Source organism: Bacillus coreaensis (genome assembly GCF_050586445.1).
Taxonomy (GTDB): domain Bacteria; phylum Bacillota; class Bacilli; order Bacillales; family Cytobacillaceae; genus Robertmurraya_A; species Robertmurraya_A coreaensis.
In genome coordinates this window covers 1-25,006 of record NZ_JBOCCY010000007.1, presented here as the reverse complement: position 1 = coordinate 25,006, position 25,006 = coordinate 1, and the positions used below count along the sequence as shown (strand labels likewise).

Annotated in this window: 19 protein-coding genes and 1 riboswitch; of the genes, 2 read left to right on the top strand and 17 right to left on the bottom strand. The window is 38.1% G+C overall.

What is annotated here, in order from left to right; genetic code table 11:
- Positions 1-42: 42 nt before the first annotated feature.
- Positions 43-1,014, bottom strand: a complete 972-nt coding sequence (locus ACQ5H4_RS12510) for an ABC transporter substrate-binding protein (protein WP_430775253.1) — start codon at positions 1,012-1,014, stop codon at positions 43-45.
- Between the two features lie 520 nt (positions 1,015-1,534).
- Positions 1,535-1,612: riboswitch (glycine riboswitch) on the top strand.
- A gap of 90 nt (positions 1,613-1,702) precedes the next feature.
- Between ACQ5H4_RS12510 and ACQ5H4_RS12505 the strand changes: the two genes are divergently transcribed.
- Both ACQ5H4_RS12505 and ACQ5H4_RS12500 read left to right on the top strand, forming a co-directional pair.
- On the top strand, positions 1,703-1,978 hold the full coding sequence (locus ACQ5H4_RS12505; RefSeq protein WP_119707683.1) for an ACT domain-containing protein: 276 nt from the start codon (positions 1,703-1,705) through the stop codon (positions 1,976-1,978).
- Between the two features lie 17 nt (positions 1,979-1,995).
- A complete protein-coding gene (locus ACQ5H4_RS12500) occupies positions 1,996-3,357 on the top strand; it encodes a PFL family protein (RefSeq protein ID WP_430775252.1) in 1,362 nt (453 codons plus the stop codon).
- Between the two features lie 147 nt (positions 3,358-3,504).
- Here the strand turns inward: ACQ5H4_RS12500 and ACQ5H4_RS12495 are convergent, their stop codons facing one another.
- From ACQ5H4_RS12495 to ACQ5H4_RS12420, 16 genes are all read right to left on the bottom strand, one after another.
- Positions 3,505-4,305: an alpha/beta hydrolase gene (locus tag ACQ5H4_RS12495; RefSeq protein ID WP_430775251.1), complete on the bottom strand. Its 801-nt coding sequence runs from the start codon at positions 4,303-4,305 to the stop codon at positions 3,505-3,507.
- A 73-nt stretch (positions 4,306-4,378) separates the two neighbouring features.
- Positions 4,379-5,017, bottom strand: a complete 639-nt coding sequence (locus tag ACQ5H4_RS12490) for a YesL family protein (protein WP_430775250.1) — start codon at positions 5,015-5,017, stop codon at positions 4,379-4,381.
- A gap of 117 nt (positions 5,018-5,134) precedes the next feature.
- Positions 5,135-5,980, bottom strand: coding sequence for a carbohydrate ABC transporter permease (locus ACQ5H4_RS12485; RefSeq protein WP_430775249.1), 846 nt, complete (start codon positions 5,978-5,980; stop codon positions 5,135-5,137).
- Positions 5,981-5,982: 2 nt separating this feature from the next.
- On the bottom strand, positions 5,983-6,942 hold the full coding sequence (locus tag ACQ5H4_RS12480; protein ID WP_430775248.1) for a carbohydrate ABC transporter permease: 960 nt from the start codon (positions 6,940-6,942) through the stop codon (positions 5,983-5,985).
- Positions 6,943-7,032: 90 nt separating this feature from the next.
- Entirely contained in the window at positions 7,033-8,334 is a 1,302-nt protein-coding gene (locus ACQ5H4_RS12475) for an ABC transporter substrate-binding protein (RefSeq protein ID WP_430775247.1), read from the bottom strand.
- A 193-nt stretch (positions 8,335-8,527) separates the two neighbouring features.
- The gene (locus tag ACQ5H4_RS12470) at positions 8,528-9,823 is read right to left on the bottom strand and encodes an ABC transporter substrate-binding protein (protein WP_430775246.1); all 1,296 of its coding nucleotides are present in this window, start codon (positions 9,821-9,823) and stop codon (positions 8,528-8,530) included.
- Between the two features lie 25 nt (positions 9,824-9,848).
- Positions 9,849-11,408 carry a response regulator gene (locus ACQ5H4_RS12465; RefSeq protein WP_430775245.1) on the bottom strand — a complete coding sequence of 520 codons (1,560 nt, stop codon included), beginning with the start codon at positions 11,406-11,408 and terminating at the stop codon, positions 9,849-9,851.
- Entirely contained in the window at positions 11,401-13,167 is a 1,767-nt protein-coding gene (locus ACQ5H4_RS12460) for a cache domain-containing sensor histidine kinase (protein ID WP_430775244.1), read from the bottom strand. Before ACQ5H4_RS12460 ends, ACQ5H4_RS12465 begins: the two co-directional genes overlap by 8 nt.
- Before the next feature lie 243 nt (positions 13,168-13,410).
- Complete coding sequence (locus tag ACQ5H4_RS12455; protein WP_430775243.1) at positions 13,411-15,192, bottom strand: ABC transporter ATP-binding protein; 1,782 nt, start codon at positions 15,190-15,192, stop codon at positions 13,411-13,413.
- Between the two features lies 1 nt (position 15,193).
- On the bottom strand, positions 15,194-16,945 hold the full coding sequence (locus ACQ5H4_RS12450) for an ABC transporter ATP-binding protein (protein ID WP_430775242.1): 1,752 nt from the start codon (positions 16,943-16,945) through the stop codon (positions 15,194-15,196).
- 102 nt (positions 16,946-17,047) lie between these two features.
- Complete coding sequence (gene rhaM / locus ACQ5H4_RS12445) at positions 17,048-17,362, bottom strand: L-rhamnose mutarotase (RefSeq protein WP_430775241.1); 315 nt, start codon at positions 17,360-17,362, stop codon at positions 17,048-17,050.
- The gene (locus tag ACQ5H4_RS12440; RefSeq protein WP_430775240.1) at positions 17,359-19,356 is read right to left on the bottom strand and encodes a beta-galactosidase; all 1,998 of its coding nucleotides are present in this window, start codon (positions 19,354-19,356) and stop codon (positions 17,359-17,361) included. The genes rhaM and ACQ5H4_RS12440 overlap by 4 nt, the downstream gene beginning before the upstream one ends.
- Before the next feature lie 31 nt (positions 19,357-19,387).
- A complete protein-coding gene (locus ACQ5H4_RS12435) occupies positions 19,388-20,083 on the bottom strand; it encodes a rhamnogalacturonan acetylesterase (RefSeq protein WP_430775239.1) in 696 nt (231 codons plus the stop codon).
- Positions 20,080-22,167: a glycosyl hydrolase 115 family protein gene (locus tag ACQ5H4_RS12430; RefSeq protein WP_430775238.1), complete on the bottom strand. Its 2,088-nt coding sequence runs from the start codon at positions 22,165-22,167 to the stop codon at positions 20,080-20,082. The genes ACQ5H4_RS12435 and ACQ5H4_RS12430 overlap by 4 nt, the downstream gene beginning before the upstream one ends.
- A 95-nt stretch (positions 22,168-22,262) precedes the next feature.
- On the bottom strand, positions 22,263-23,285 hold the full coding sequence (locus ACQ5H4_RS12425; protein ID WP_430775237.1) for a glycoside hydrolase family 88/105 protein: 1,023 nt from the start codon (positions 23,283-23,285) through the stop codon (positions 22,263-22,265).
- Between the two features lie 24 nt (positions 23,286-23,309).
- On the bottom strand, positions 23,310-24,620 hold the full coding sequence (locus ACQ5H4_RS12420; protein ID WP_430775236.1) for a Gfo/Idh/MocA family protein: 1,311 nt from the start codon (positions 24,618-24,620) through the stop codon (positions 23,310-23,312).
- Positions 24,621-25,006: the final 386 nt, after the last annotated feature.

The window sequence follows — 25,006 nt, the reverse complement described above, 5'->3', positions numbered from 1 at the left end:
ATTAGAGCACTATGTTTATCTTTTCATTCCGAGGGGTATGGATTACCACCCACTATATGAATCAACATTTTCTTGAGTAATGAATTCAGTAGGGATAAGAACTTCTGAATCTACTTTCTCTCCATCTATTATTTTTAATGCTAAAGCTACACCATCAATCACCATTTGATTAGGGAACTGTGCTGAAGTACCCGCAAAGCTACCACCTTTATTCAGTGCATCAACTGCAGCAGGAGCACCATCAACACTTACGAGAAAGAACTCATCTTCTCTTCCAGCTTGTTCTTGAGCAATTTGTACTCCGACAGCTTCTTCGTCATTAATGGTAAAAACGGCATCAATTTTCTTATTTGCGGATAATATTCCTTCCATTACAGTTAGCGCCTTCTCACGGTTACCTTCACCGTTCTGGTTAGCAACCACTTTAATGTCAGGATATTTGCTTATCACTTCATTAAAGCCCTTAATTCGATCTGTGACAGCTGATACCGGAGGTCCATCAATAATGACAATATTTCCTTTTTCATTCAATTGCTCTACTAGGTACTCGGCAGCTAATCTCCCCGCTTGAACATTATCTGACATCACAACTGAGTCGATACCACCTTCTGCAAAACCGTCAAGAGCGACAACCGGAATTCCAGCTGCTTTTGCTTGACTAACTGCACCTGCAATCCCAGCCGAATCAAATGGACTTAGTAAAATGAGATCCACTTTCTTTGTAATAAAATCTTCAATTTGAGCCGTTTGCTTTGCCAGATCATGATCTGCACTCACTGTAATGACTTCAGCATCATACTTAGCAGCAACTTCTTCAGCCCCTTTGGACATGGCTACGAAGAATGGATTCCCTAAAGTTGGAACGGTCAACCCAATCTTTAGTTGTTTTTCTTTATCATCAGTATTATTTTCATCCGTAGCATTGGTTGAAGAGCTCTCTCCACTGCTACAAGCATTTAATAAAGTTAAGAGTAATACGAATAATATAATGTGAAATTTCTTCATACTTTTCATGGTATCAAAACCTCCAAATAATAATTTCCTAAAATAATAGTTGTTTTTCAAAATACAAATCTTGAAAAAAAGTTTGTTTTGCCATACCATAAAAATGAGTTCTAAAATTCTAAAGAATTTTAGGCATACTCAAATAGAGGTATGATTTAGGGGTTTTTTTCCATTTGGTCGTGGGTTCCCCTGAATCGTACTTTTTTCTTGCTTTTTTGTTACCGGAAAATAGAAATTCAGTATTTAGTAGATTTTTCCTTTATTATGTATAAGCCTCACCTCCAAAAATAGAGCGCTTTCATAAATCGTTTACATTCATTCATAAACGTGGATGTTTTTGCTCGTTTATGCTCATTTTTGATTATATGTTCTTTTTTACCATTTTTCAATAACAATTTTCAGAAAAGTCAAAATCAATATGGTCTTTTTTTATTTTTCACAAATTTTAATTGACTGAATTATTATTTATTGATAATATCTAACTTAATTCAATACAGCCGCCATGATGGTAGTGGATCATACTATTACCGGAGCAGCTTCTGGAGAGACCGTATGTATGCGGCGCCGAAGGATTCACAATCTCAGGCAAAAGGACAGAAGAGAATGTTTGCATAATAATATTTTGCACACTCTTCTTACCCGAGATTGGAGATACTCCAATCTTTTTTTATTTCAAAAAAACAATGAGGTGGAACGAATGGAAAGAAGACGTGCAGTGGTAAGTGTGATTGGAAAGGACAAGGTTGGCATTATATCAAAAGTGACAACTATTCTCGCTGAAAATAATATGAATATTTTGGATATCAGCCAAACTATTTTACAAGACTTTTTTACCATGATGATGATTATTGACGTGACTGGAAATGAAAATTTGTCAAAACTCCGTGACCAACTGGATTTAGTTGGAGAGGAAATGGACTTAAAAATAAACATTCAGCTTGAAGAGATTTTTCAAGCAATGCATAGAATTTAGTTAGGTGGTGACTGTATATGACAATTGCAATGGATGAAATCCTTCAAACAATACGAATGGTTCAAATGGAAAACCTTGATATCCGAACAGTAACAATGGGAATCAGTCTCCGTGATTGTGCGGATTCAGATTTCGATAAAATGCAGCAAAATGTATTTCATAAAATAACTACTTATGCGAAGGATTTAACGAAAGTAGCAGAAGAAGCAGAAAAGGAATTTGGCGTTCCGATTATTAATAAGCGTATATCTATTACCCCGATTGCTGAAATCCTAGGATGTGCAACCGTTGAACAAACCGTGGAGCTTGCAAAAACGCTTGACCTAGCCGCAAAGCAATTAGGTGTAGATTTTATCGGAGGATTCTCTGCTCTTGTTCACAAAGGATTTTCTAAAGGTGATGAGACCCTACTTAAAGCTTTGCCAGAAGCCCTTAGTGTAACAGAGCGAGTTTGCTCCTCTGTTTCAGTGGCCACCACTCGTACCGGTATCAATATGGATGCGGTTAAGCAATTAGGTTATATTATCAAAGAAGCAGCTGAGCGGACAAAGGATCAAAATGGAATAGCTTGTGCTAAGCTAGTCGTATTTTGTAATCCTGTTGAAGATAATCCATTTATGGCAGGAGCTTTTCATGGAGCTGGAGAAGGAGAAGTTGTTATTAACGTTGGTGTTAGCGGCCCTGGTGTCGTATTGAACGCGTTAAAAAAACACCCACAAGCTGACCTTGGAGAAGTATCTGATATTATTAAAAAAACAGCGTTCAAGATTACACGTGCAGGTGAGCTTATTGGTAGAGTGGTAGCCGAGAGGCTCGGAATTCCGTTTGGAATTATGGACCTCTCTTTGGCTCCTACCAACGCCATTAATGATAGTGTGGCAGAAATTTTAGAGGAAATTGGTCTTGAGCGCGTGGGTACTCATGGAACGATTGCAGCCTTGGCCCTCATGAATGATGCGGTAAAAAAAGGTGGAGCTATGGCCAGTTCTTATGTTGGTGGATTAAGCGGTGCTTTTATCCCGGTCAGTGAAGATAATGGAATGATTCGAGGAATTATCGACGGTGCTTTAAGTTTATCAAAGCTTGAAGCAATGACATGCGTCTGTTCAGTGGGCCTTGATATGATTGCTATAACAGGAGATGTTACCCCTGCTACCCTTTCCGCAATGATTGCAGATGAAGCGGCCATCGGAATGATTAACAAAAAAACAACAGCAGTAAGGGTTATCCCTGTGCCTGGAAAACAAGAAGGAGAAATGGTTGAATTTGGAGGACTTCTTGGGAGAGCACCAGTTATGGGTGTAAATCCATTCAGTTCACAAAAAATGATCAATCGCGGCGGAAGAATTCCCGCACCCCTACAAGCACTGATTAATTAAACTTCTTAGAGTAAAGAAAAACTGTGTTACCTATTTGGTACACAGTTTTTTCTTTCATTTTACTACAACTAGTTTGCCAAATTCGCCGTTAATAGTTTTAACAGCTTCGTATGTCACCATCCTCGCCTAGTAAATTGCAATTAAGGTTTAAAATCCCCTTTTTCTTAGCCATTTTTCACAAAGATTTGGCCAAACTTTTACTTCTGGATGATCCTCCGCTAACCCTAATCCATGTCGACCACTTTCAAATACATGTAGTTCAAGAGGAACGGAATTTCTCCTTAACCCTTTTGCATAGAGGAAGCTGTTCTCCACGTCTACTGATGCATCATCAGCTGTATGCCAAATAAATGCTGGCGGTGTATGCTCATTAATATGTAATTCATTCGATAACAGATAAATTAGTTTTTCACTTGGGTTTTCACCTAAAATATTTAGCTTACTTCCGGCATGAGTGGATTCTCCCATTGTGATCACGGGATAACAAAGAACCGTGACATCAGGCCGACAGCTAATCCGTTCTATAGGCTCTTCGGCCGCCGGATTTCCTAAATCAAAATGTGTTCCTGCGGTGGATGCCAAATGTCCTCCGGCAGAAAATCCTAATATCCCTACCCGGTTTGGATCGATTCTCCAATTAGTAGATTGGTATCTTATCATTCGAATCGCCTTTTGAGCATCACGAAGTGGAAGTGGATGTTTATGAGGAGCGACACGATAATTAAGAACAATCGCAGAAATCCCTATTGAATTGAGCCAATTAGCAACTGGATAAGCCTCATGGCTTGCTCGATGAGAGTAGCCTCCTCCCGGTGCTATAATCATGACTGGATGGGAGCCTTCCCCGTCTAATAAAAACAGTTCTATATTAGGAGACTCCTCTCTATCATTATCTTTGATGTTTGTTGATTTCCATAGTAGTACTTGTTTTGAAACATCTTTCTCCATTACATTCCCTTCTCTCTGAATGGTTTAGGCAAGTCATTAAAAAACGGGTCTCAATAAACTGAGAGCCCGGATTTTACTGTCCTTGTAGTAGTAATTTTGATTTTTGTTCTATTTTCTCAAAGGCCATGGTTGCAGGTTTCATGATAAATAGCGCAAGTAGATTTCCACTATAAAGGATACAAATTGGCGGTGCATAAGAGAGAGCAAAACAAATACCAAAACTACCAATTAACATGTAAAAAGTGGATAGAGGATTCATAATCATGACAAAAAAAGAATTCTTAATCACCTGACCAATTTTCATATCATAATGTACAAAAATTGGAAACATATAAAACAACATACAAACTAAGATAAAAAAAATTAATAAAAATGGAATATAAAGGATCGACACGAAGCTATTCGTTGCTTGAATTACAAAGTGAAAATCGATATACAAAATGACTCCGATCGTAAAAATAATCAATCCGAGAAGATTACTTTTTACGAACTCCTGTTTATATGCAGTCCAGAAGGTCCTAAAAATAGATACATCTTCTTTTCCATACATCCACTTTCGAACAACCGAATACATAGCCACTGTTGCTGGAAAAAAACCAAAAAGGATAAGTCCTAATAAGGAAAATGAAATCCAAAGTATGTTTAAGAAAGCCAGTCTTGATATCCATTCCAATAGTTTATAAAAACCGCCCATAAAAGCAGAGTTTTCCATTTCTCTTCCCTCCTCATTTCCTAAAACTATATATGTCTTTACCACTTCGGGTTTGCTTACACTTCCATTTAAGAAGCGGCAAAGACATAAGGAAAATTACAGAATTGGATGTCCCTATTAGCCTTTAAGTCCACTCGTACTGATTCCTTCCACAACATGACGTTGAAAGAGAAAGAAAATAACAAATACAGGAATTAACGTGACAACCGACATCGCAAACATGGAGCCCCAGTTAGAGACTGTTTCATTACTCAGGAACATATTTAATGCCATGGAAACAGTATACTTTGACGGGCTATTCAAGTATAATACCGGTCCTAATAATGATTCCCAAGTCCAATAGAATGAGAAAATTGATGCCGTAGCTAATGCTGGTTTAATTAATGGCAAAATAATCTTTGTAAATATTTTAAAGGTACCACATCCATCAATAATCGCCGCTTCATCCAACTCTCTCGGAATCGTCCTAATAAATTGTACTAGGAGGAAAATAAAGAACGGATGTCCAAAATAAGCTGGAATGGCCAGTGGCTTAATGGAGTTAAGCCAACCTAACTTAGAGAAGATAATATATTGAGGAACCATTAACACATCGTGTGGAAGCATTAAGGTTACCATCATGATTCCAAACCAAAGCGCTTTTCCTTTAAACTGTAATCGTGCAAACCCAAAGGCAATAAAGGCCGATGATATTACTTGTCCAATTAGTGTAATAACCACCAGAATGGCTGTATTTTTAATAAACACCCCAAAGGAGTTGCCGCCAATCCCTTTCCATCCTTCTGCAAAGTTGGTCCAAATCCAAGGATCTGGGATAAGTGATTTCGCCGTAATGAAGATTGTGTCACTAGGCTTAAATGAACTCATTAGGAGCCAAATAACTGGATACAGCATCAATATAGCAAATCCGCCAACAAGTATATGATAGATCCACCATCTTGGTGACTTTAATTTCAATGTCATGATTATCTGCCTCCTTCTGATTCATAGTGAACCCAGTATTTTGAAGTACTAAATATGACGGCCGTTAAAATTCCCACAATAATCAGCATGACCCATGCCATTGCGGAAGCATAACCCATATTAAAGAACTCGAATCCTTGAATGAATAGATATAAAGAATACAGAAGCGTTCCGTCTAACGGTCCCCCTGTACCTTTGGAAATAATAAAGGCTGGAACAAACGTCATAAATGCAGCAATTGTCTGCATGACCGTGTTGAATAAGATCACTGGGCTTAGCATAGGAAGAGTGATTTTAAAGAATTTCTGAACTCCATTTGCTCCGTCCACGCTCGCTGCTTCATAATAACTCTTTGGAATTCCTTTTAATCCAGCTAAGAAGATTAGCATCGAAGAACCAAACTGCCATACAGATAAGAAGATAAGCATCCATAATGCTGCTGTCGGATTACCAAACCATCTAACGGTTGGAATTCCAATTAATTCTAGTAAAATATTAACAATACCAATATCACCGAACACATTACGCCACATAATCGCAACAGCAACACTGCCTCCGATGAGAGACGGTAAATAGAATAATGAGCGATATAATCCTACTGCTTTTGAAGCGGTATTTAACATCATGGCAATTAACAATGCGAATGCGAGTCGTAAAGGTACTCCAGCAAACACGTATATAAGTGTGACTTTTAATGATTGCCAATAGCGGGGATCGCCTGTAAACATTTTTATGTAGTTGTCTAATCCTATCCACTTTGGTGGTGCAAATAGGTTATAGTTTGTAAATGATAAGTATAAAGATGCAACGATTGGAATGAATGTAAAAGCTAGGAATCCAATAACAAAAGGGCTAATAAAGGCATAACCTGTCAAGTTTTCCTTGATGATACGGCTTCTTTTGCTTATAGAGCGGATGGGAAGATCTGCTTTTGTATTTCCCTTTATCACAGGTGTACTCATTGGTTCATCTCCTTAATTCTTTGACCTCGTTTCCATAAGATGAAAGGACGATAGCTGATCGAAAAGGTGATCAGCTATCTTTGGAATTTATTATTTGTTTTGCGATAAGACGCTTTCAGCCTGCTGTCTAAACTGTATTGCTGCAGCTTCCACTTTAAGATTTCCATAAGCCATTTGTTCAGCTAAACTATCTAGGGTCTCGATGATTTCACCAGCACCTACTGGGTCTGGACCATCAAATGTAGAGCTGTTTCCTTCTGCCCACTCCACATAGTCAAATACTTGAACTTGTGCTGGAGAAAGTAGTGGCTTTAATGCTTCTTTAACAGTTGCTGAACCAGGAACACCACGGTCACCAAGATTTAATTTATTCGCTTCGATATCGTTGATCATGAAGTCAATAAACTTTGCAGCTTCTTCTTTATTTTTCGAATTATTTCCAACAGACCAGAACATACTTGGCTTTAAATATAGGCCTTTATCGCTGTCAGGACCTGGCATTGGAGCAATAGCAAGATCTCTATTCGCAACTTGTTGTAAACCTACGAATTGGTTAGACCATTGCCAAATACCAATCGCATTTTGTGTAACTACAGGATCATCTTCAATCCCTTTCAGTTGAGCCATAAAGTCTGGAGTTGGAACTGCTTTGTCCAGAATTAAATCAGATCTCATATTAAAGAAATCGATGAACAATTGGTCATCTTTATATCCTAAAGAAGCTCCATCTTTGCCGTATAAAGACTCACCCTTCGTTCTTAAATAGTAGTTAAAAAATACATCGGCTTTCATACTTGTATCAACGAATAATCCTGCATCTTTCGCTTTTGCTGCGATATCCAGATAATCATCCCAAGTCCAGTTGTCAGGAATTGAATCTACACCAGCTTTTTGCAGTCCTGCTGGATCATAGTGGAAACCAACCACGTTCACACCTGCGTTAATTCCATAAAGCTTATCCCCTATTTTCCCACCATCGATAACGTTTTCAGAAATATCTGCTGTGTTAATTTCATTACCTACATAAGAAGTAAGATCAGCGATTTGGTTGTTTTGAGCATATTGTGAGAAGTAAGATAAATCCATCTGGATAATATCTGGAAGTTCATTTGCAGCAGCTTGTGGAGCTAACTTCTTCCAATAGTCATCCCACGCAGCATATTCTGCTTCGATTTTTACATTTGGATTTTTTTCTTCATACATTTCAATTATTTTAAGCGTGTAATCATGACGTGGTTGTGAACCCCACCAGGCAATTCGAAGAGTTACTTTTTCATCTTTATTGTCTTCTTTTGGTTCTTCAGACTCATTGCTGCTAGGTGAACTACTGTTACATGCTGCTAAGGAAAAAACTAAAACAAAAGTAAAGATTAATACTAAAAACTTTTTCATTCTTTTTCCCCCTTCTTTTCTCACACTTTTATGTAAGTGTTTACATTTTTATTATGCAACCAATTCTAACTATTCTGAATCCATTTTTCCGTCCTATTTGTTTAAAAATCAGACATTTATTTGAAAACAAAAAAAGACTCCTCGAACAAGTAATATTTCTTGTTCAAAAGAGTCCTTACAACAGGAAAAAGATCTAGTTTTTCTTCGAAAGAATACTATTTGCTTCGGATCTAAACATTTTCGCCCCTTCACTTGGGGTAATCTTTTTAAATAGAATTTGGTCAGAGATATCCTGTAATAAACTGACTACCTCGATAGAGCCTAACGGATCTACTTTTTCCACTTTAGGATTATTATTTTTTACGTGATATACATAATCAAACACTTTTTTCTGGTCTTCGGAAAGTATGGTCACGATTTTCTCGGCAACTGTTGAAGAAACAGGTACTCCTCTATCTCCTTTTATGATTTGATTGGCTTCAATATTATTGATAAAAAAGTTTATAAATAGGGCTGCTGCGTCTTTATTTTTTGAACTCTTAGAAATAGAAAAATGCATGCTTGGTCTTAATGTAAGTCCTTCACCTTGCCCTGGACCGGGAGGGGGAATGAGATCAAGTTCGCGGTTGGCAGTTTCTAAAATACCAATGTATTGATTGGAATACGCCCAGGTCATAGGCGCTAATTTATTTACAAGTAATCCATTCTCTATTCCCTTTATTTGATCTTCTTCATCCGCTCTTGGAAAGGCACCTTTTTCTAGCAATCTTAATTGCATTTCAAAGTAGTCAACAAACAGCTGATCTTCCTCATAGCCTAATCCTGTACCGCTATTATTATATAAATTCATTCCTTTTGTTCGTAAATAATACGAAAAAAACACGTCGACGGATTTCATTCCATTGGTTCCATATATCCCCTTTGTATTATGCACCTTGGAAACAATTTCTTCATAGTCGGCCCATGTCCAGTTGGACTCTGGAAATGAATCTATGGCTGATGACAGTAACTCACGGTCTACAATAATCGCAGGTACATTCACGCCTAGTGGAAATCCATACAATGCTCCACTAACTTTTCCACCCAGAAGAACATCCTCGCTTATATCCTCTGTATTAATCACTCCTTCTTCTATAAAAGGTGACAGGTCCTCAAGCAGATTATTCTCGCTGTATGTTTTCAAATATAGGAGATCCATTTGCACGATATCTGGCAGTTGATTTGCAGCAGCTAACGGAGCCAGCCTTTTCCAATAATCATCCCAATACGCGTACTCTGGTTCAATATTTATATGTGGATATTTTCTTTCAAACAATTCTATTACTTCCATTGTATAATCGTGTCTGGGCTGCTCCCCCCACCACGCAATTTTGATTGTAACTCTATCCTGACCTTTACTTGTTGCCGAATGGAGCAAGTCGAATTTTCCACAACCACCAGCATAAAGCACCATTACTAGGGATAAGGTTGAAAATAATAGTTTTTTCATTGTTATTTCCCCTTTAATATTATTTTTACAGCCCTTGTAACGATTCTCTTTTATATTCTGATGGAGTGAATCCTGTGTGTTTTTTAAAGACCTGACTAAAATATTGAGGGTTTTCACCATACCCAATTTTTTCTGCTATTTCAAACACCTTTACATCGTTTTCTTTTTCAATAAGCTTAATGGCCATTTCAATCCTCTGTTTGGTTAGGTAATTTGAAAACTTTTCTCCAGTTTCTTTTTTAAATAACTTCCCTAAATAATCAGCATTCATATATAGCATCTCATTCGCAACCCAATGTAAGGATAAATGTTGATTCCCAATATGTTTATCAATAATTTCAATGACTTTATTTATAATGGCAGAATGTTTCTTCTTATTTTGGTTATAAAATATAGATGTTATTTCTTCGGCAACGCTTTCAAAAAAGCTTTTCATCGTTTGTATCGTTTCCATTTCTAGCAAGGCGGTTAATTGGACTAAATACTTATTCATTTGTTCTGCTTCACACAAACGAATCATCGAATTAAACAGTTGGATAACGTAAGACTTAGTTGTGTGAATATCCAGTTTTAAATAGATTAGATGATTAATAAAAGCACTGATTTCTTTTTTAACATCCTCCCATGAACCCGATTTTACTAGACGACAATATTTTTGATCATCAAAATAAAAATCTCCTTCTGCTAGATTGAATGGATTGGAGATATCCTTTGTTGTAATGATCCCTCCTTCATTTAAATAAAACCGGTATGCCAGACAATCAAGTGCTTCCTTGTATAATTTATTGGCATGACTAATGCTTCCTTCGTCACTAATAGCAATCGTGCAATCCAATTGATAATATTGAAAAAATGTCTTTTTAATGTTTTCAATTAGTCTATGAAAATTAAGGGTGTCATCATCATCTTCAATTAATAACAATACATTTTGCCCAACTGTACAGCTGAGAATATAAGAGGCCAAAATATGTTCCGCTATATTTTTAATTGCAAACATATGCTCAAAATGGAATTCTCCCTCCAGTTGGAATAAAACGAGCCTTACTTTAATAGAATGTAAATCTAATTGAAATAGTTTATGATAGTAACCTAAATCTTTGTTTTCATATTGATTCGTCACAATCTCCTTTAGCATCTGTTCCTTTGCATAGGGCATAACACTTTCGAGAGTGACTTTCATCTGTTGAACAAATTGTTCCCGTTTTTGTCTTTGTGTTAACTCTTCACAAAGCTCGGTAACTGCATTCATAATCGAGTGTTCATTACATGGTTTTAATAGATAGTGCTTTACTCCATACGCCATTGCCTGTTTTGCGTAATCAAATTCACTAAAACCTGATAGGAGAATAAATCGTATGTGTGGAAACACGCTGTTAACTTTTTCAACAAGCTCTAGCCCGTTCATCCCAGGCATTTTGATATCACTAATAACGATATCTGGTTGTTTTTGTTCAATTACACAGAATGCTTCGATGCCATTTCTTGCCGTTCCTATTAATGTGGTACCTATAGATTCCCAGTCAATTACCTTTGCCATTCCGTCAGTAATGATTCTTTCATCATCTACTAATAAAACCTTATACATAATTTCCCCCCTTATCGAACGGTAGTACGATGATTACTTTTGTTCCTTCATTTGGTATACTTTCAATCCTTACTCCATAGTCTTCTCCGAAAGAAAGCTTTATTCTTTCATCTATATTTGATAACCCTAGCCCTTGTCCTCTAGTTTTCACTTCTCCCCTTTTTAACTTTTCAATAAAGGCAGGCTCCATTCCTGGGCCATTGTCCTCTACAATAAGTTGGAAAGAGTCACGATCAACAATTGAATACACTTCAATTTTACAAGTATCTATCATTGGTTCTAAGGCGTAGTGAATGGCATTTTCTACAAGGGGCTGTAACGTTAATTTTGGAATAGAATATCCATAAAGATCCGTATTCACATTCAATTCAAAATCCAAGCGTTCTTCAAATCGATAACTCTGAATAATAATATAATTTTTAACGATATCAAGCTCTTCCTCTACCGTAATCAATGGTTTTTTTAAAGAGATAGAATTGCGCAATAAAAAACCTAACGCCTCAACCATTTTCGAAATTTGAGTTTGTCCATTACCCTTGGCTAACCAGTTGATAGATTCTAATGTATTGTATAAAAAATGGGGATTAATCTGAGCCTGTAAAGCTTTAAACTCTGTTTCCTTGATTGTTAGCTGCTTAGAAAAAACCTCATGGATCAACTCGTCAATTTGTTGGATCATCGTTTGAAAGTTTTGTTGCAATTTTCCTACTTCATCATCCTGAGTCGTGGAAAATTTGAGCGTTTCCTTTCTGGCCTCTTTAAAATCACCAACCTTAACATGCTGCATTCCAGCTACAAGATTTTCTAAAGGGATCGTTATGTTTCTTGCAAACCTCATCCCTAATACCGTTACAACAGCAAACATTAAAATAAATATAATGATTAAAAATGTTTTTACTAGATTAATATTGTTGAAAATTTGATTAAAAGGTATCGCGTTTACATAACCCCAATCAAAGTAATTTGACTTAATAGAAACTAGAAAGTAATTTTTATTGTCGATTTCTTTTATTTCATAGCCAGAGTCTAATGCTAATAAAGAGTCTTTTTGAAAATTGGTCTCCTTAGGAAGGATAATGTCAGTCTTATCAACAATAAAGAATTCACCATCCATTCTTTTCGAACCTTCTAAAATATTCCCTACAAGCTTATCCATATTTATGTAAATGACGAGAGTACCTAAGGTGTCAAAACTTAAGTTTCTGTATTGTCTAATTTCTCGAGCCGTTGCGATAGTAAAATCATGTTCCTTTGGATTAAGCCAAACATTGCTCCCATCCGCAATTATGGCCATATCGGTAACATACTTTTTTTGTCTCTCGGTTAATTTAACGCTTTTCGGTCCAACAGAGTACTCCTCTCCATTTGCATCAACCAGATACACCGATTGGATGTAAGCTTCTTTATTAACATAGCTAAGAAGTTTATCACTCATTTGGTTACGCAGTCGAAATTTCTCATACTCTGTACCATCTTCCACAATTAATGATAAGTATTGTTGAATTTGTGGATCCGTTAAAATATTATAGGAAACATCCTCCATCCTCTTTAATTCATTCTCTATACTATTTGAAGATGTACTTAACACTTGTGAGGATTTACTATATATTTGTTCATCATACATTCTAAAGGCATAGCTTAATCCAAAGAATGTAAAAGAAAATGAAAGAACCATAATCCATGAAACGAGTACAAAAAGTTTGTATTTTATTTTCAGATTGTCATATCGCCTCTTTAATTGACGAAAAGCCTTTTTCATTAGAGTGATTCTCCATTTTCATATTATAGTAGGTAAAAAGGTACGTATGTAAGCGTCGTCATTTTAACACAAGGAACTCCTTATAAAAATTTGTACGTACGTGTTAATTAAATTTTACCATTATCAAAGTATTTTTCAAAGGAAATAATTAAAGAGTTGGATTTTTCTAAATAATCCGAACATAGTTGTACCATATTCAAACATATAAAATAGCCCCCAAGTACTCAACTCGGGGGCTAAACATTAGCCAACAACTAATAAGGAATATTGTGCAGTATATAAACTCCAGTATAGTCCTTTTTGTTGAATTAATTCCTCGTGTGTCCCTTCTTCACGAATTTTCCCTTTTTCAATAAAAAAGATTCGGGATGCATTTTGAATCGTAGATAGACGGTGAGCAATAATAAAGGAAGTTCTTCCGGAAAGTAATACCTCAAGTCCCTTTTGCAGAGCAAGTTCTGTCTCCGTATCTATAGAAGATGTCGCTTCATCTAAAATAAGGATCTTCGGATCAGCGAGCAAGGCTCTAGCAAAAGAAATCAGCTGCCTTTGTCCATTTGAAAGCTTTGTTCCTCTTTCATTTACCTCCGTATGATAACCCTCTTTTAACTGACTAATAAATTCGTGTACCTGCACTGCCTTTGCAGCCTGCATGACCTCTTCATCAGAAGCTTCTAATCTACCATAACGGATATTCTCCATAATGGTTCCTGAAAAAATAAATGGGTCTTGAAGCATTACCCCCATCTGCTTCCGAAGGGACGAAATACTAACAGACTTTATATCAACATCATCTATTTTTATGACTCCACTATTAATATCATAAAAACGGCTAATCAAATTGACAATCGTTGTTTTCCCGGAGCCTGTTGGACCAACAATGGCAATGGTTTCTCCCGGGTTCACTTTGAAGTTGATACGATCAAGGTTTCTATCGTTTTCTTCATAACCAAAAATGACATTCTCAAATTCTACCTTACCTTTAATAGCACCTAATTCGGTTGCTTCGGGTTCACTCAAGATCGTCGGTTTTTCATCCATCATCTCAAAAATTCGTTCTAAGTAAGCAGATGCATTGATAATCGCATTGTAAAAGTTTCCGATATTAGTTAGCGGCGTCCAAAACATCCAAATATATCCGACAAATGCAACCAAGGCTCCTACTGTAATACCGTTTCCAATCATACTGATGCCAATAACGTAAACCAAAGAAACGGTTAATACCGAAATATTTTCAATCGCAGGCCATAGTAGGAAATGAACCTTAATTGCTTTCATCCATGTTCCTCTATACCCATTGGAGACTCCATGAAAGATTTTCCTGTTTTCTTCCTCTTGGACAAACGCTTGGGTTACTTTAATTCCATTAATGCTTTCATGGATATAAGCATTCATATTCGATTGCTTATTGCTTAAATTTTGCCACGCTTTCCGCTGAGCATTTTTTATTAAGAAAATAATTGCTGCAAGGATCGGAAAACCAGCCATCGCAGCTAAGGTTAACTTGACATCAATTGCAAGCATAAATCCGATAATGACCAGCAAGCTAAAGAGATCCGTAATTAAATTAATTAACCCGTTTGATAATAAATCACTTAAACCATTTACATAATTAACTACTCGCACTAATATTTTGCCATGTGGCCGGCTATCAAAAAATGAAAAAGAAAGCCTTTGTAAGTGTGTAAATAAATCTTTTCTAATTTGTTTTATCACGTCATGACCAATTCGAGACATCATTCGGATTCTGTATTTCATACAAATGCCAGTAATAATTAAGGCCCCAAAATAAATCCCTGCTAAGATCATTAACCCATTAATATCCTTACCTGGAATTTCCTTATCTATTGCCTGTTTGATTAGATATGGACCAATTAAATTCGCACCACTTGCTACAAGCATGATGAGTACAGTTAATAGAATAGTTCTTTTATGAGGTTTCACATACACTAGTAATCTTTTTAGGTGAACGATACTAAAAGGTGTTTCTAGCTCCTCATCTACATTAAACTTATTACGTGCCACTTTATCTCACCTTCCCTGCACTTAGGTGAATATCAAAGTTTCCATACTGGTTTTGAAAAACATGGTAATAGTAGCCTCTTTTTAACAGTAATTCTTCATGATTTCCTTTTTCAATGATTTTGCCATGATTCATTACAAGAATGATATCGCCCTCTTTTACAGATGAAATTCGATGGGCGATAATAAAACAAGTTTTGCTTCGTTGAATAGTTTGAAGAGTGTGTTGAATTTTTTCCTCTGTTTCTATATCCACGCTTGAGGTGGTATCATCCAAAATGAGAATACTTGGGTCTTTCAAAAGGGCTCTTGCAAGTGCGATCCGCTGTTTCTGTCCTCCTGATAATCCTACTCCCCTTTCCCCAACAATCGTGTCATAGCCTTCTGGGAGACTTGTAATAAAATCATGAGCTTCAGCTTTTCTAGCCGCCGCTTGAACATCCTCTAGTGTTGCATTGGGATTGCCATAGGCAATATTTCCTTCAATGGTATCAGAGAATAAAAATATATCCTGCATGACCATTCCCATGGATGACCTTAGTTGATGAATATCCCATTCCTTAACGTTCCTTCCGCCAACTTTAATGGCTCCGTTGGATGTATCATAAAATCTGCTAAGCAAATTCACTAATGTTGATTTTCCTGATCCAGTTGGGCCAATGATTCCCACAGTTTGCCCGGGATGAGCTTCAAAGGTCACATCCTCTAGAACCATTCCGTCACCATAGCTAAAATAAACACGGTCAAACACAACCGTAGCTGAAATCTCCTGCGTGGTACTTTTTTCCATACCATTCTTCATCTTTGATTTTGTTAGTAGCAATTCCTCCACTTTTTCAGCAGAGGCAATAAATCTTTGTACATCATTCATCAACCAACCTGCCATGCGTAAGGGGTTGTTTAACGCCCAAATCAAAGAATTAAAAATGACGAGTTCTCCAATCGTGAGTGAATCATTTATAACCATAATACCGCCGACTAAGATCATTACTACCGTTAAGACACCTGCAAGAGAATCAAGAACAGGTAAATATCTCTCCCATACTTTTGCAGACTTCAAATTTCGATCCATGAAAGCTTCGTTTTCGACTGAAAACTTTTCAATTTCATAACTTTCTTTCGCAAACGCTTTAACCACCCGATTTCCACTGATATTCTCCTGAACGACTGAATTAAGCTTCGCAAACTGATTTCTAATATCCGTAAATGTTGGCTTAACGTCGCGCGATAATCGGAAGGCAAAAAATGCGATCACCGGTGCTATCGATAATATGGCGAATGCCAATGGTGGGTGGATGGTAAACATAAAAACGATAGCAAATATAAAGATGGTTGCATTTTCAAAGATCATATAAATCGTCCAAGCGGTAAAATGACGAATGGCCTCCATGTCACCTGTCATACGAGCCATAATATCTCCTGTTTTGGTACGATCATAGAAAGTAAAATCCAATTGAAGAAGGCGATCATAAAGATTTTCTCTCATTTTAAAAATGACATTTTGAGATATTTTTTCAAACATGATCTGATATCCATATCGAACGGAAGTCCTCACTATCGTCGTACCGACCATTAACGCTACCAAGGTCCATAGCATTTCTATATTTTTTCCATACATCACATCATCAACCATTCTCCCTGCTAGATATGGATTCACCATATTAAGGGCTGACACAGCTAATGCTAATAATAAACCAATACATAACTTTCCTTTAAAATGACGGATATAGCTCCATGCCCAATGTAAGCTATGCATAAACTATCCCCCTGTTATTGTTATAAACTTTCAATCTGTATGAATAGACTCAAACTAAAAATGAGAGACCATTAACTCTACGTAAATAGTCTCTCTTTTTTTCTAGTCTAAATAAAACACCTGCTTTAACTCTGTTGAAACGGGACTGTGATCCGGGTTTGTTTCCATAATGTCCTTCATATACGCCCACCATTTTTGACAAATATCCGTTTTCGCCATCTGATTCCACTTTTCTTCACTCTCAATTTCTACATATGCGAAAAGACTATTAGTCTTCTCATCTAAAAAAATGGAATAGTGATGCGCTCCGTGACTCTTTAATTCAAGCTCCATTTCCGGCCATAATTCATCATGACGTTTTTTGTATTCACCATGACAGCCAGGAAACACTTTCATTACAGATGCTTTACGAATCATCGTTCCTCCTCCTTAAATTGGATCATCTTATATTCAAAGCTCCTGATCTCTAGTTTTCCGGGCTCAACTGCACTATTCGTCAGCAAATCTACACCTGTTTTAGGAATTGTTACAGAACCGCCTTTCCCATCCATATTGATGATAAACCAAACGGTGTACCCATCTCGTTGTCTTGGGGCCACGATGGTACCTTGTGAAACATCGGTTCTCATCGTAAGATTTGCTACCTGTGCATAGTGATCGACTAATTTCTGTAACAGCAAGTCTCCTGCATCTCCTAGTGGCAATGATCCAAGCATGATAATTTTTCCTGCTCCAAGTTGATGCTCCGTTAAGAAGGCTTTCCCTTTAGATAGCCCCTCCTCAATGATTCCAACGGCAGTCTTAGAATTTGCTTCGAACACGGAACTCCAATTCCCTAGTGGTGCAGCCATATCAAAAGCACGCCCGATGCTTCCAGTACCATCCATTGGGTAGGTGTAAAGCACTTCTACACCGGCATACTTTTCTAATTCTCCTAAAGCTCTATCTGTATGAACCGTGTGATGTTCGGTCCGGCCACCTGTTAATGGCCCAGCAATCCAAATCCCCCCCTTTTCTACAAACTCGATTGCCCGAGCGATATAATCGGCTGATAAATACGGGATAAAAGGGGTGAACAACAGTTTATAACCGTCTAAACTCGCTCCTTCTGGAATGACATCACGATGAATTCCCATGGATAAGATTCGTTTATAGAAATCTGTGATTAACGTACGATGATTCAATTCTCGATGCGGCTCGGTCTTTAAGAAGGCCTTGCCCCGGTCAGAATACGTAATAGCCAATTCTGCTTGAGAAGGTGTGGTTGATAAAATAAATGGTTCGATTTCTTTACGCATTTCTTCCACTTCTAACACACTTGAGAATCCAACGGTCGGTTTTCCCCATGTGCTGATTACAGACCCGTGCGGCTGTTCGCAACCTGCACGCTGCTGTCTCCATAACCAATAACAAAACGCTCCAGCACCTAATGCATAGGCAGCAGCTGCTTCTGCTTTTAGATAGCCATTCGGATGAGGAGTAGAATGACTTTCTAACGACGCCGCATAGGATGGACTGGTTTCCATGACCCAAAAATTCTTTCCTTTTTTGAAGTTCCTCCACAAATCATGATTAATCAAATAATTTTCAACATGATCGATGGTGGCATACGTGTCAAATGAAGCAAAGTCCAAGTTTTCGTAAAGCCTTTCGTTGTCTACACTAAAAAAAACAGAGCTATTATGGGTAATAGGTGCATCAGAATACTCTCTAATGATTTCTGCCTGTTCATCGGAAAACTCAGCAATTTTCTCCATTGAAAAAATCTGGTACATCGTACTTAATGATGAGTTGTGTAAGAAAGGAGCAGGACCTGGCTGCGGCACTTGTTCAAAGCTATGGTAATATTCACTCCAAATCTTCGTGCCCCAAGCGTCATTTAGGTTTTCTATTGTTACATAGCGGTACTTTAACCACAGATGCCATTGTTCCTTACATGTTTGACACATGCATTCGCTCACATGACACTTAAACTCATTATCAATCTGCCAACCAATTACCCCAGGCAAGTTTCCGACTGCTTTTGCTAGATTTTCGGTAATCATAGCGGCTCTTTCTCGAAAATAAGGATGGTTGGTACAAGCATGCTGTCTCGAACCATGCCCCATCACCTTCCTGTCTCGATCCATATACATACGCTCTGGGTGATCATGGCTGAACCAGATGGGTGGAGTGGGTGTTGGTGTACACATGACAGACTCGATGCCATTTTCATAGAGTCTTTCGATGATTTTCACAAAAAAGCTTAGCTCAAACTTTCCTTCTTCAGGCTCCATACTTGACCAAGCAAACTCTCCCATTCTGACTACATTAATGCCTACCTGTTTCATTAGCTTAATATCTTCATCGATCACCTTCTCATCCCAAAGCTCCGGGTAATAGGCTGCTCCATGATATAACTTTTTCCCCATATATATCACCTTTTTCTTTTTTGTCAGTCTATCAATCTACTTTTTTAATAAAAGACATGATCGGCAGTTTTAACTCCTTTATTCCTTCTATTACGAGCTTTCCTACTTCCTTTGCTCCAGCCTCACAAAAGTGAGTGTTATCCTGAAGTCCATTCGGATAATTGGGATGTTCATTTTCATGAAACCAAACAAACAATTTCTTCGAATCTTCCGGACCCAATGCTTGATAGAGCTTTTTTGTCTTTTCCCATAAGTTAATCAGTTGTACGTCGAGAGTTTCTGCTAATTGAATCATAGAGCTTGGATAGTCCCCGAGAGTATTAACTAATCGTCCCTGTTCATCAAAATTTCTTCGATGAACAGAAGTAACGAGAATCGGAATCGCACCTTTTTCACGTGCCCCATTTACATATTCCGTCAAGTTTAACGGATAACTTGTAAAAGGCTCGGTACCAAAAGATTTCTGGTCGTTATGTCCAAATTGAATAAATAGGTAATCGTTCGGCTGAATGAACTCAAATATGATATCTAAATACCCTTGCTCAATAAAGGTATTGGTACTTGCTCCACCCTTCGCAAAGTTAAGAACTTTAATATCCTCTGTAAAAAAAGACTGAAACACTTGGCCCCAACCAGCCATTGGTGCCTCACTCCGAGGACAGTTTGCTACGGTCGAATCTCCAGCCAAAAAAAGCCTGATTCGATTAGTTGTTACATCGCTTTTCACCTCTTATCCTCCTTACTGAAAAATTTCTCTTCTAGCCTTTTAGCTAATTCATCATCAGATAATGGATTTCGATGCGTATTTTCCAAATAAATATGCTTCTCTGTTTCTGGCATTAAATATTCCTTGTACCATAAAAAGAATTCCGGACTATCTCCATGCATTCGGACAAATTTCCGAGCTGCATCTAAAGAATAGATCGTACTTTCTATATTGGTTAACCAATCCGCTCGATAAAAATTTTCCCATTTTCCAACTTCCGCACGTTTTAAAGCAAGTTGACCATTTTTATAAGCCCGCAAGGACTGATACAACTGAACAAATGCAACCGGATATTCTTCCTTAACATAGGAAAGATAGGCATTGCATAACGCGATAAATCCTTTACAGCCCGACACATGAAGTTCAACATGTATGATAAATTGGTCATAGAGTCGATTTTGATCTTGTTCAGAAAGCTGATTGGATAATTCATTACATTGTTCTAATAACCGTTCCCACCCATCAACAGCGCTTTCGCATTTTTCTTTAAACCAGCAAACTTGTTCCTTAAAAGGAATCTCACCAGTTGCCCAGATCAGTCTCGGATGAGGAATATTCATTTTTCCTCCTAGCCAATGCCCAATGATTTTTCTTGCTGGATGATGATAAAATTCCTCCCCTGCTTTGTCATCTAAATGGGGACCATAGGAGATTGTTTTTTCAAAGTAGCTTTTGTAAAGCTGTGAGATTTCTTTCGTATGTGATGTATACAGACGATTCATGAACGTTTGTATATGCTCTTCTAGTTTTACTTGGCCATAGGTCCATATTTCTTTCACTACATCCAATGGGTATAGATGAGGACGTATATTGCCGCTATTAACCAGAACATACGAGTTAGCGCCCGCATGTAAAGCCTTTTCTACTTCTTCCTTAATGAGTTCAGGAGAAGAGGGAAACATAGTCAAATGATTAGACGCCTGAAGATCATGAAACGTAATATGATAGTAAATTCCATGTTCACCGAAATCATCCGCAGTCGGCAAAGCCGGTATTCGGTAGTTTTCATTCCCTTGTCTTCTCGACACCATTTTTCCATAGCCGTTATCAGCCCAAATCTTAATAATTCCCTCCGGCACATCGATATGCCCTTCTTTGTATAACTCTGCAATTTCACCGTATAAAGCCATAGAACAAACAGGCTCCTCTACAGATTCACATAACATGTCGTACTGTCGTCGCACCACTTTAGATATCATCTTACCCCGTTTTTCAGGTGTATCGAATTCCGGATCATACAGCCAAAATGGCGCATCCCCTTGACCCCGAAAGGATAACACCCAGACAATTTTGTCCTCTTTCTGATTCTGTATCGCTTCTTCCCATAACGACTCAAATAACGCTGGATGTTTCTTATAGCTTGGTTTTTCACCAGGAAATGCTCTTAAAAACATTTCGGCTCCTAACGGCTCCGCGTGGTGATGGGTTACCCACAATCCCATTTCTGAAGCTAATTTCGTTTGAATCCCATGCCTCGGAAGGTCGGTACCAGGGATAACCATATTTCCTCCGCATCTTAATAACGCTTCAAAAACGGGATACCATACCTCCTTCGTAGGTGGATATTCCTCCTTCCAACCAATCAGACAAACTTCATCGTTCACAAACCAGCCTCGGTACGTTACTGCTTTTTCTGGGGAATCAAAATCAGACGTTGGAATATGTATGTTTGTTTTCGGTTTTATCGGAATTTCCGCCCAATACCAAAAAGGATCAACCTCTAAGTATTGTTGGCTGTAATGCAGCAAACCGTAGATGATTCCTAAATCGTCATACCCGATAATATGACAGGACCCTTTACCGTCCTTTTCCAGAAACCGAAAACCAAAGGCTTCAGGTTTTTGAGGACATTCATCAACTGTTTCAGAATATCTAATAACCATATCTGCTTTTTCTGTGAAATTTGTTTCTAGTAAAGGTGATGTTCCCAGTACCTTTTCATGATCCCGGCTAATCATCTCAACTGCATGCCTGACTGCTGTTGAGACGGTTTTGGGGATAGAAATCATTGAATTTCCATCAATCACCACATACGAAGGTTTCATTTCCTTCCTCCTTTATCACACAATCCATGAATCTATTGATTTAAAAGAACCTGTGGAAGCTTTCTACTACCACAGGTTTCAATGTTTACAAGTCTTTATTCTTCTCTTTTAAGAAGCAGTGATAAAAAGGCTAACACAAGCCCTTGTCCCCAACCCTGGACTCGCTTATAAGGAACTTCTTTGTATCCGTTGGTATCGTACATCACAGCTGTTCCTGCCGATACTCCCAACACCGAACCGTCCTCTCTTATTTGACCAAGGATTGCCTCAACCGATTTTTGAATGTATTTGTTGTATAGTTTCCCTCTTGTTAATAGTGCAGCAGCAATCCCTGCTGATCCTGATGTTTCAAGATAAGAGGTAGGATCGTCTACAATCGTATGCCAAAGACCTGACTCTGATTGTAAGCGCACCAAAGCACTTAATTGATCACGTAATGATCCTTGGATAATCATAAAGGACGGATGCTGAACCTCAATGAGTTCAAGTGCTCTTGCCATTGTATAAGCTGCCCAGCTATTTCCTCTTGCCCAAAAAATCGAGGACATATGATTTTGTGAAATATTATCCCATCCATGATAGTATAGGTTTGTCATGTCATCCTGGAGAAAGGTTTCATGTCCATGGTATTGCTTTAATCCAAAGTTGAAATAATCCTCCCTATCTAACAGATGGCCAATTCTTAACAGAAAATACCCAGCCATAAACATCGTATCCACCCATGCTTGCTCTGGAAATTGATATTTACTTCCGTTAACGGTATGCTGCAGGACACCATCTGCAAAGCGCTCGGCATCATGGAGTAAATAGTCTGCCATTTGAGTGGCATATTCGATATACTTTTCTTCATTCGTTTCCTTGTACAAGGTTAATAGAATATGACCAATGGAAGAAGCATTTACAGTCAGTCTTGGAAGACCATCTTCTAACTCGGCATCGACCCAATCTTTGATATATTGTAAGTACTTCTCCTCACCGGTTACCTCGAATGCTTCTGCTACACCAAATAAAGCAACTCCACCTGGCCAATCCCATCCGAAATCCATTTGAAAGGTCCTTTCAACAACGCGGTCAATGGCCTGTGAAACTTTGTTTTGCTCAAGAATTAATTGTGGCATTCTTATCCTCCTTTTTCTGGTTATCTACTTCGTTAAAGAAACATCTGCATTATTTCGTAATAAGTCTTCTATCTTATATGGCTTATTTTCTTTTACCGAACGCCAAACCCCTTCACCAACTGCAATGGAATACGCTCCTGCTTCTGCACCTGCTAAAATCGAATATGGGCGCATTTGATCGACTCCTAAGAACAGATCCTCCAACAATACTGGATCTCCTCCCCCATGGCCACCTCCTGTTTGGAGAACATGAATCGTCTCCTTGGCCCCGCCAAATAACGGATAAAACTCAATCGTCTGTTCAGGCACCTCAAACGGAATTCGGCTTGGCTCATGGTATTCAGTGGTTTCAATTCTTCCTTTCGTACCGTTTATCGCTAATCGATAGCCTTCATACGGAAGAGAGAAGTTTACGGAATAACTCAAGAACGCACCTTTGTCATATTTTACAGTCGCTACATATGTATCTTCAATCTCAATAGAATGATCAAAAATACACGAATCCGGACGATAATGCGTATAGTTTTGTGCTGACTTTTCAATGCTATCTGCTTTAATGTGGTCATCTTTCGCATTCACATTATTTCTGCGGTCGGACCAGCGCATATAGTAATGACACAACTGTTTTTCATCGCATGTACTGCAATAACGGTTGTTTGTTGGACTTGGATTAAATTCTCCGTCTTTTCCAAAATAATGTAGGGCTCCATAGGCAAACACTTCTTCGGGTTTTTGATCAAGCCACCAATTGACGAGGTCAAAATGGTGAGTTGATTTATGAATCGATAATCCGCCTGAAAATTCCCTGTTGCGGTTCCATCTTTTGAAATAGCTGGCACCATGGTATGTATCTATATACCAATTCAGATCAACAGACGTGACTTTTCCGATTTTCCCTTCTAAAATCAACTCTTTAATTTTTCGATGGAACGGATTATATCGATAATTGAAGGCAACAATCACTTTCCCTTTGCTCATCTTTTCCGCTTCTATGATTCTTCTAGCATCGTGAGCATTTGTAACCATTGGTTTTTCTGTAATAACGTCTAGGTTTCTCTCTAATCCTTGCAATATATAATTGATATGGGTATCATCTCTACTTGTGACAATCACCGTATCAGGATTTGTTTCGTCGATCATTTGTTGAAAATGATCGGGTTCATAGGTGGGAATCGCTAGTAATTCCGGAAAGCGCTCTTTGCAAAGTTCAATTCTTCGATTATCGGAATCAAGTAATCCTACAATTTGATTATGTGAACCAAATTGTTGAAGGATGGAATAAACGAACATTCCTAATGCTCGATTACTTAATCCGCATACAACAATTTTCTTCATGGTTCTTCCCCCAATTAGTAACCAAAGTTTATTTATAAAGAATATCTGGACTCAAATCTTACTCGCATGAACTTTCCTGTCCGAATCAGCCACGCTTTCGGACTCAAAACCTACTCGAATGAATTTTCCTGTCCGAATCAGACCCGCTTTCAGACTCAAATCTTACTCGCATGAACTTCCCTGTCCGAATCAGACCCGCTTTCGGACTCAAAACCTACTCGCATGAACTTTCCTGTCCGAATCAGACCCGCTTTCGGACTCAAAACCTACTCGCATGAACTTCCCTGTCCGAATCAGCCACGCTTTCGGACTCAAAACCTACTCGCATGAACTTTCCTGTCCGAATCAGCCACGCTTTCGGACTCAAAACCTACTCGCATGAACTT

Coding starts and splice junctions, on each gene's coding strand:
- ACQ5H4_RS12510 (WP_430775253.1), bottom strand. CDS start 1,014: ATGAAAAGTATGAAGAAATTTCACATTATATTATTCGTATTACTCTTA.
- ACQ5H4_RS12505 (WP_119707683.1), top strand. CDS start 1,703: ATGGAAAGAAGACGTGCAGTGGTAAGTGTGATTGGAAAGGACAAGGTT.
- ACQ5H4_RS12500 (WP_430775252.1), top strand. CDS start 1,996: ATGACAATTGCAATGGATGAAATCCTTCAAACAATACGAATGGTTCAA.
- ACQ5H4_RS12495 (WP_430775251.1), bottom strand. CDS start 4,305: ATGGAGAAAGATGTTTCAAAACAAGTACTACTATGGAAATCAACAAAC.
- ACQ5H4_RS12490 (WP_430775250.1), bottom strand. CDS start 5,017: ATGGAAAACTCTGCTTTTATGGGCGGTTTTTATAAACTATTGGAATGG.
- ACQ5H4_RS12485 (WP_430775249.1), bottom strand. CDS start 5,980: ATGACATTGAAATTAAAGTCACCAAGATGGTGGATCTATCATATACTT.
- ACQ5H4_RS12480 (WP_430775248.1), bottom strand. CDS start 6,942: ATGAGTACACCTGTGATAAAGGGAAATACAAAAGCAGATCTTCCCATC.
- ACQ5H4_RS12475 (WP_430775247.1), bottom strand. CDS start 8,334: ATGAAAAAGTTTTTAGTATTAATCTTTACTTTTGTTTTAGTTTTTTCC.
- ACQ5H4_RS12470 (WP_430775246.1), bottom strand. CDS start 9,823: ATGAAAAAACTATTATTTTCAACCTTATCCCTAGTAATGGTGCTTTAT.
- ACQ5H4_RS12465 (WP_430775245.1), bottom strand. CDS start 11,408: ATGTATAAGGTTTTATTAGTAGATGATGAAAGAATCATTACTGACGGA.
- ACQ5H4_RS12460 (WP_430775244.1), bottom strand. CDS start 13,167: ATGAAAAAGGCTTTTCGTCAATTAAAGAGGCGATATGACAATCTGAAA.
- ACQ5H4_RS12450 (WP_430775242.1), bottom strand. CDS start 16,945: ATGCATAGCTTACATTGGGCATGGAGCTATATCCGTCATTTTAAAGGA.
- rhaM (WP_430775241.1), bottom strand. CDS start 17,362: ATGATTCGTAAAGCATCTGTAATGAAAGTGTTTCCTGGCTGTCATGGT.
- ACQ5H4_RS12440 (WP_430775240.1), bottom strand. CDS start 19,356: ATGGGGAAAAAGTTATATCATGGAGCAGCCTATTACCCGGAGCTTTGG.
- ACQ5H4_RS12430 (WP_430775238.1), bottom strand. CDS start 22,167: ATGAAACCTTCGTATGTGGTGATTGATGGAAATTCAATGATTTCTATC.
- ACQ5H4_RS12425 (WP_430775237.1), bottom strand. CDS start 23,285: ATGCCACAATTAATTCTTGAGCAAAACAAAGTTTCACAGGCCATTGAC.
- ACQ5H4_RS12420 (WP_430775236.1), bottom strand. CDS start 24,620: ATGAAGAAAATTGTTGTATGCGGATTAAGTAATCGAGCATTAGGAATG.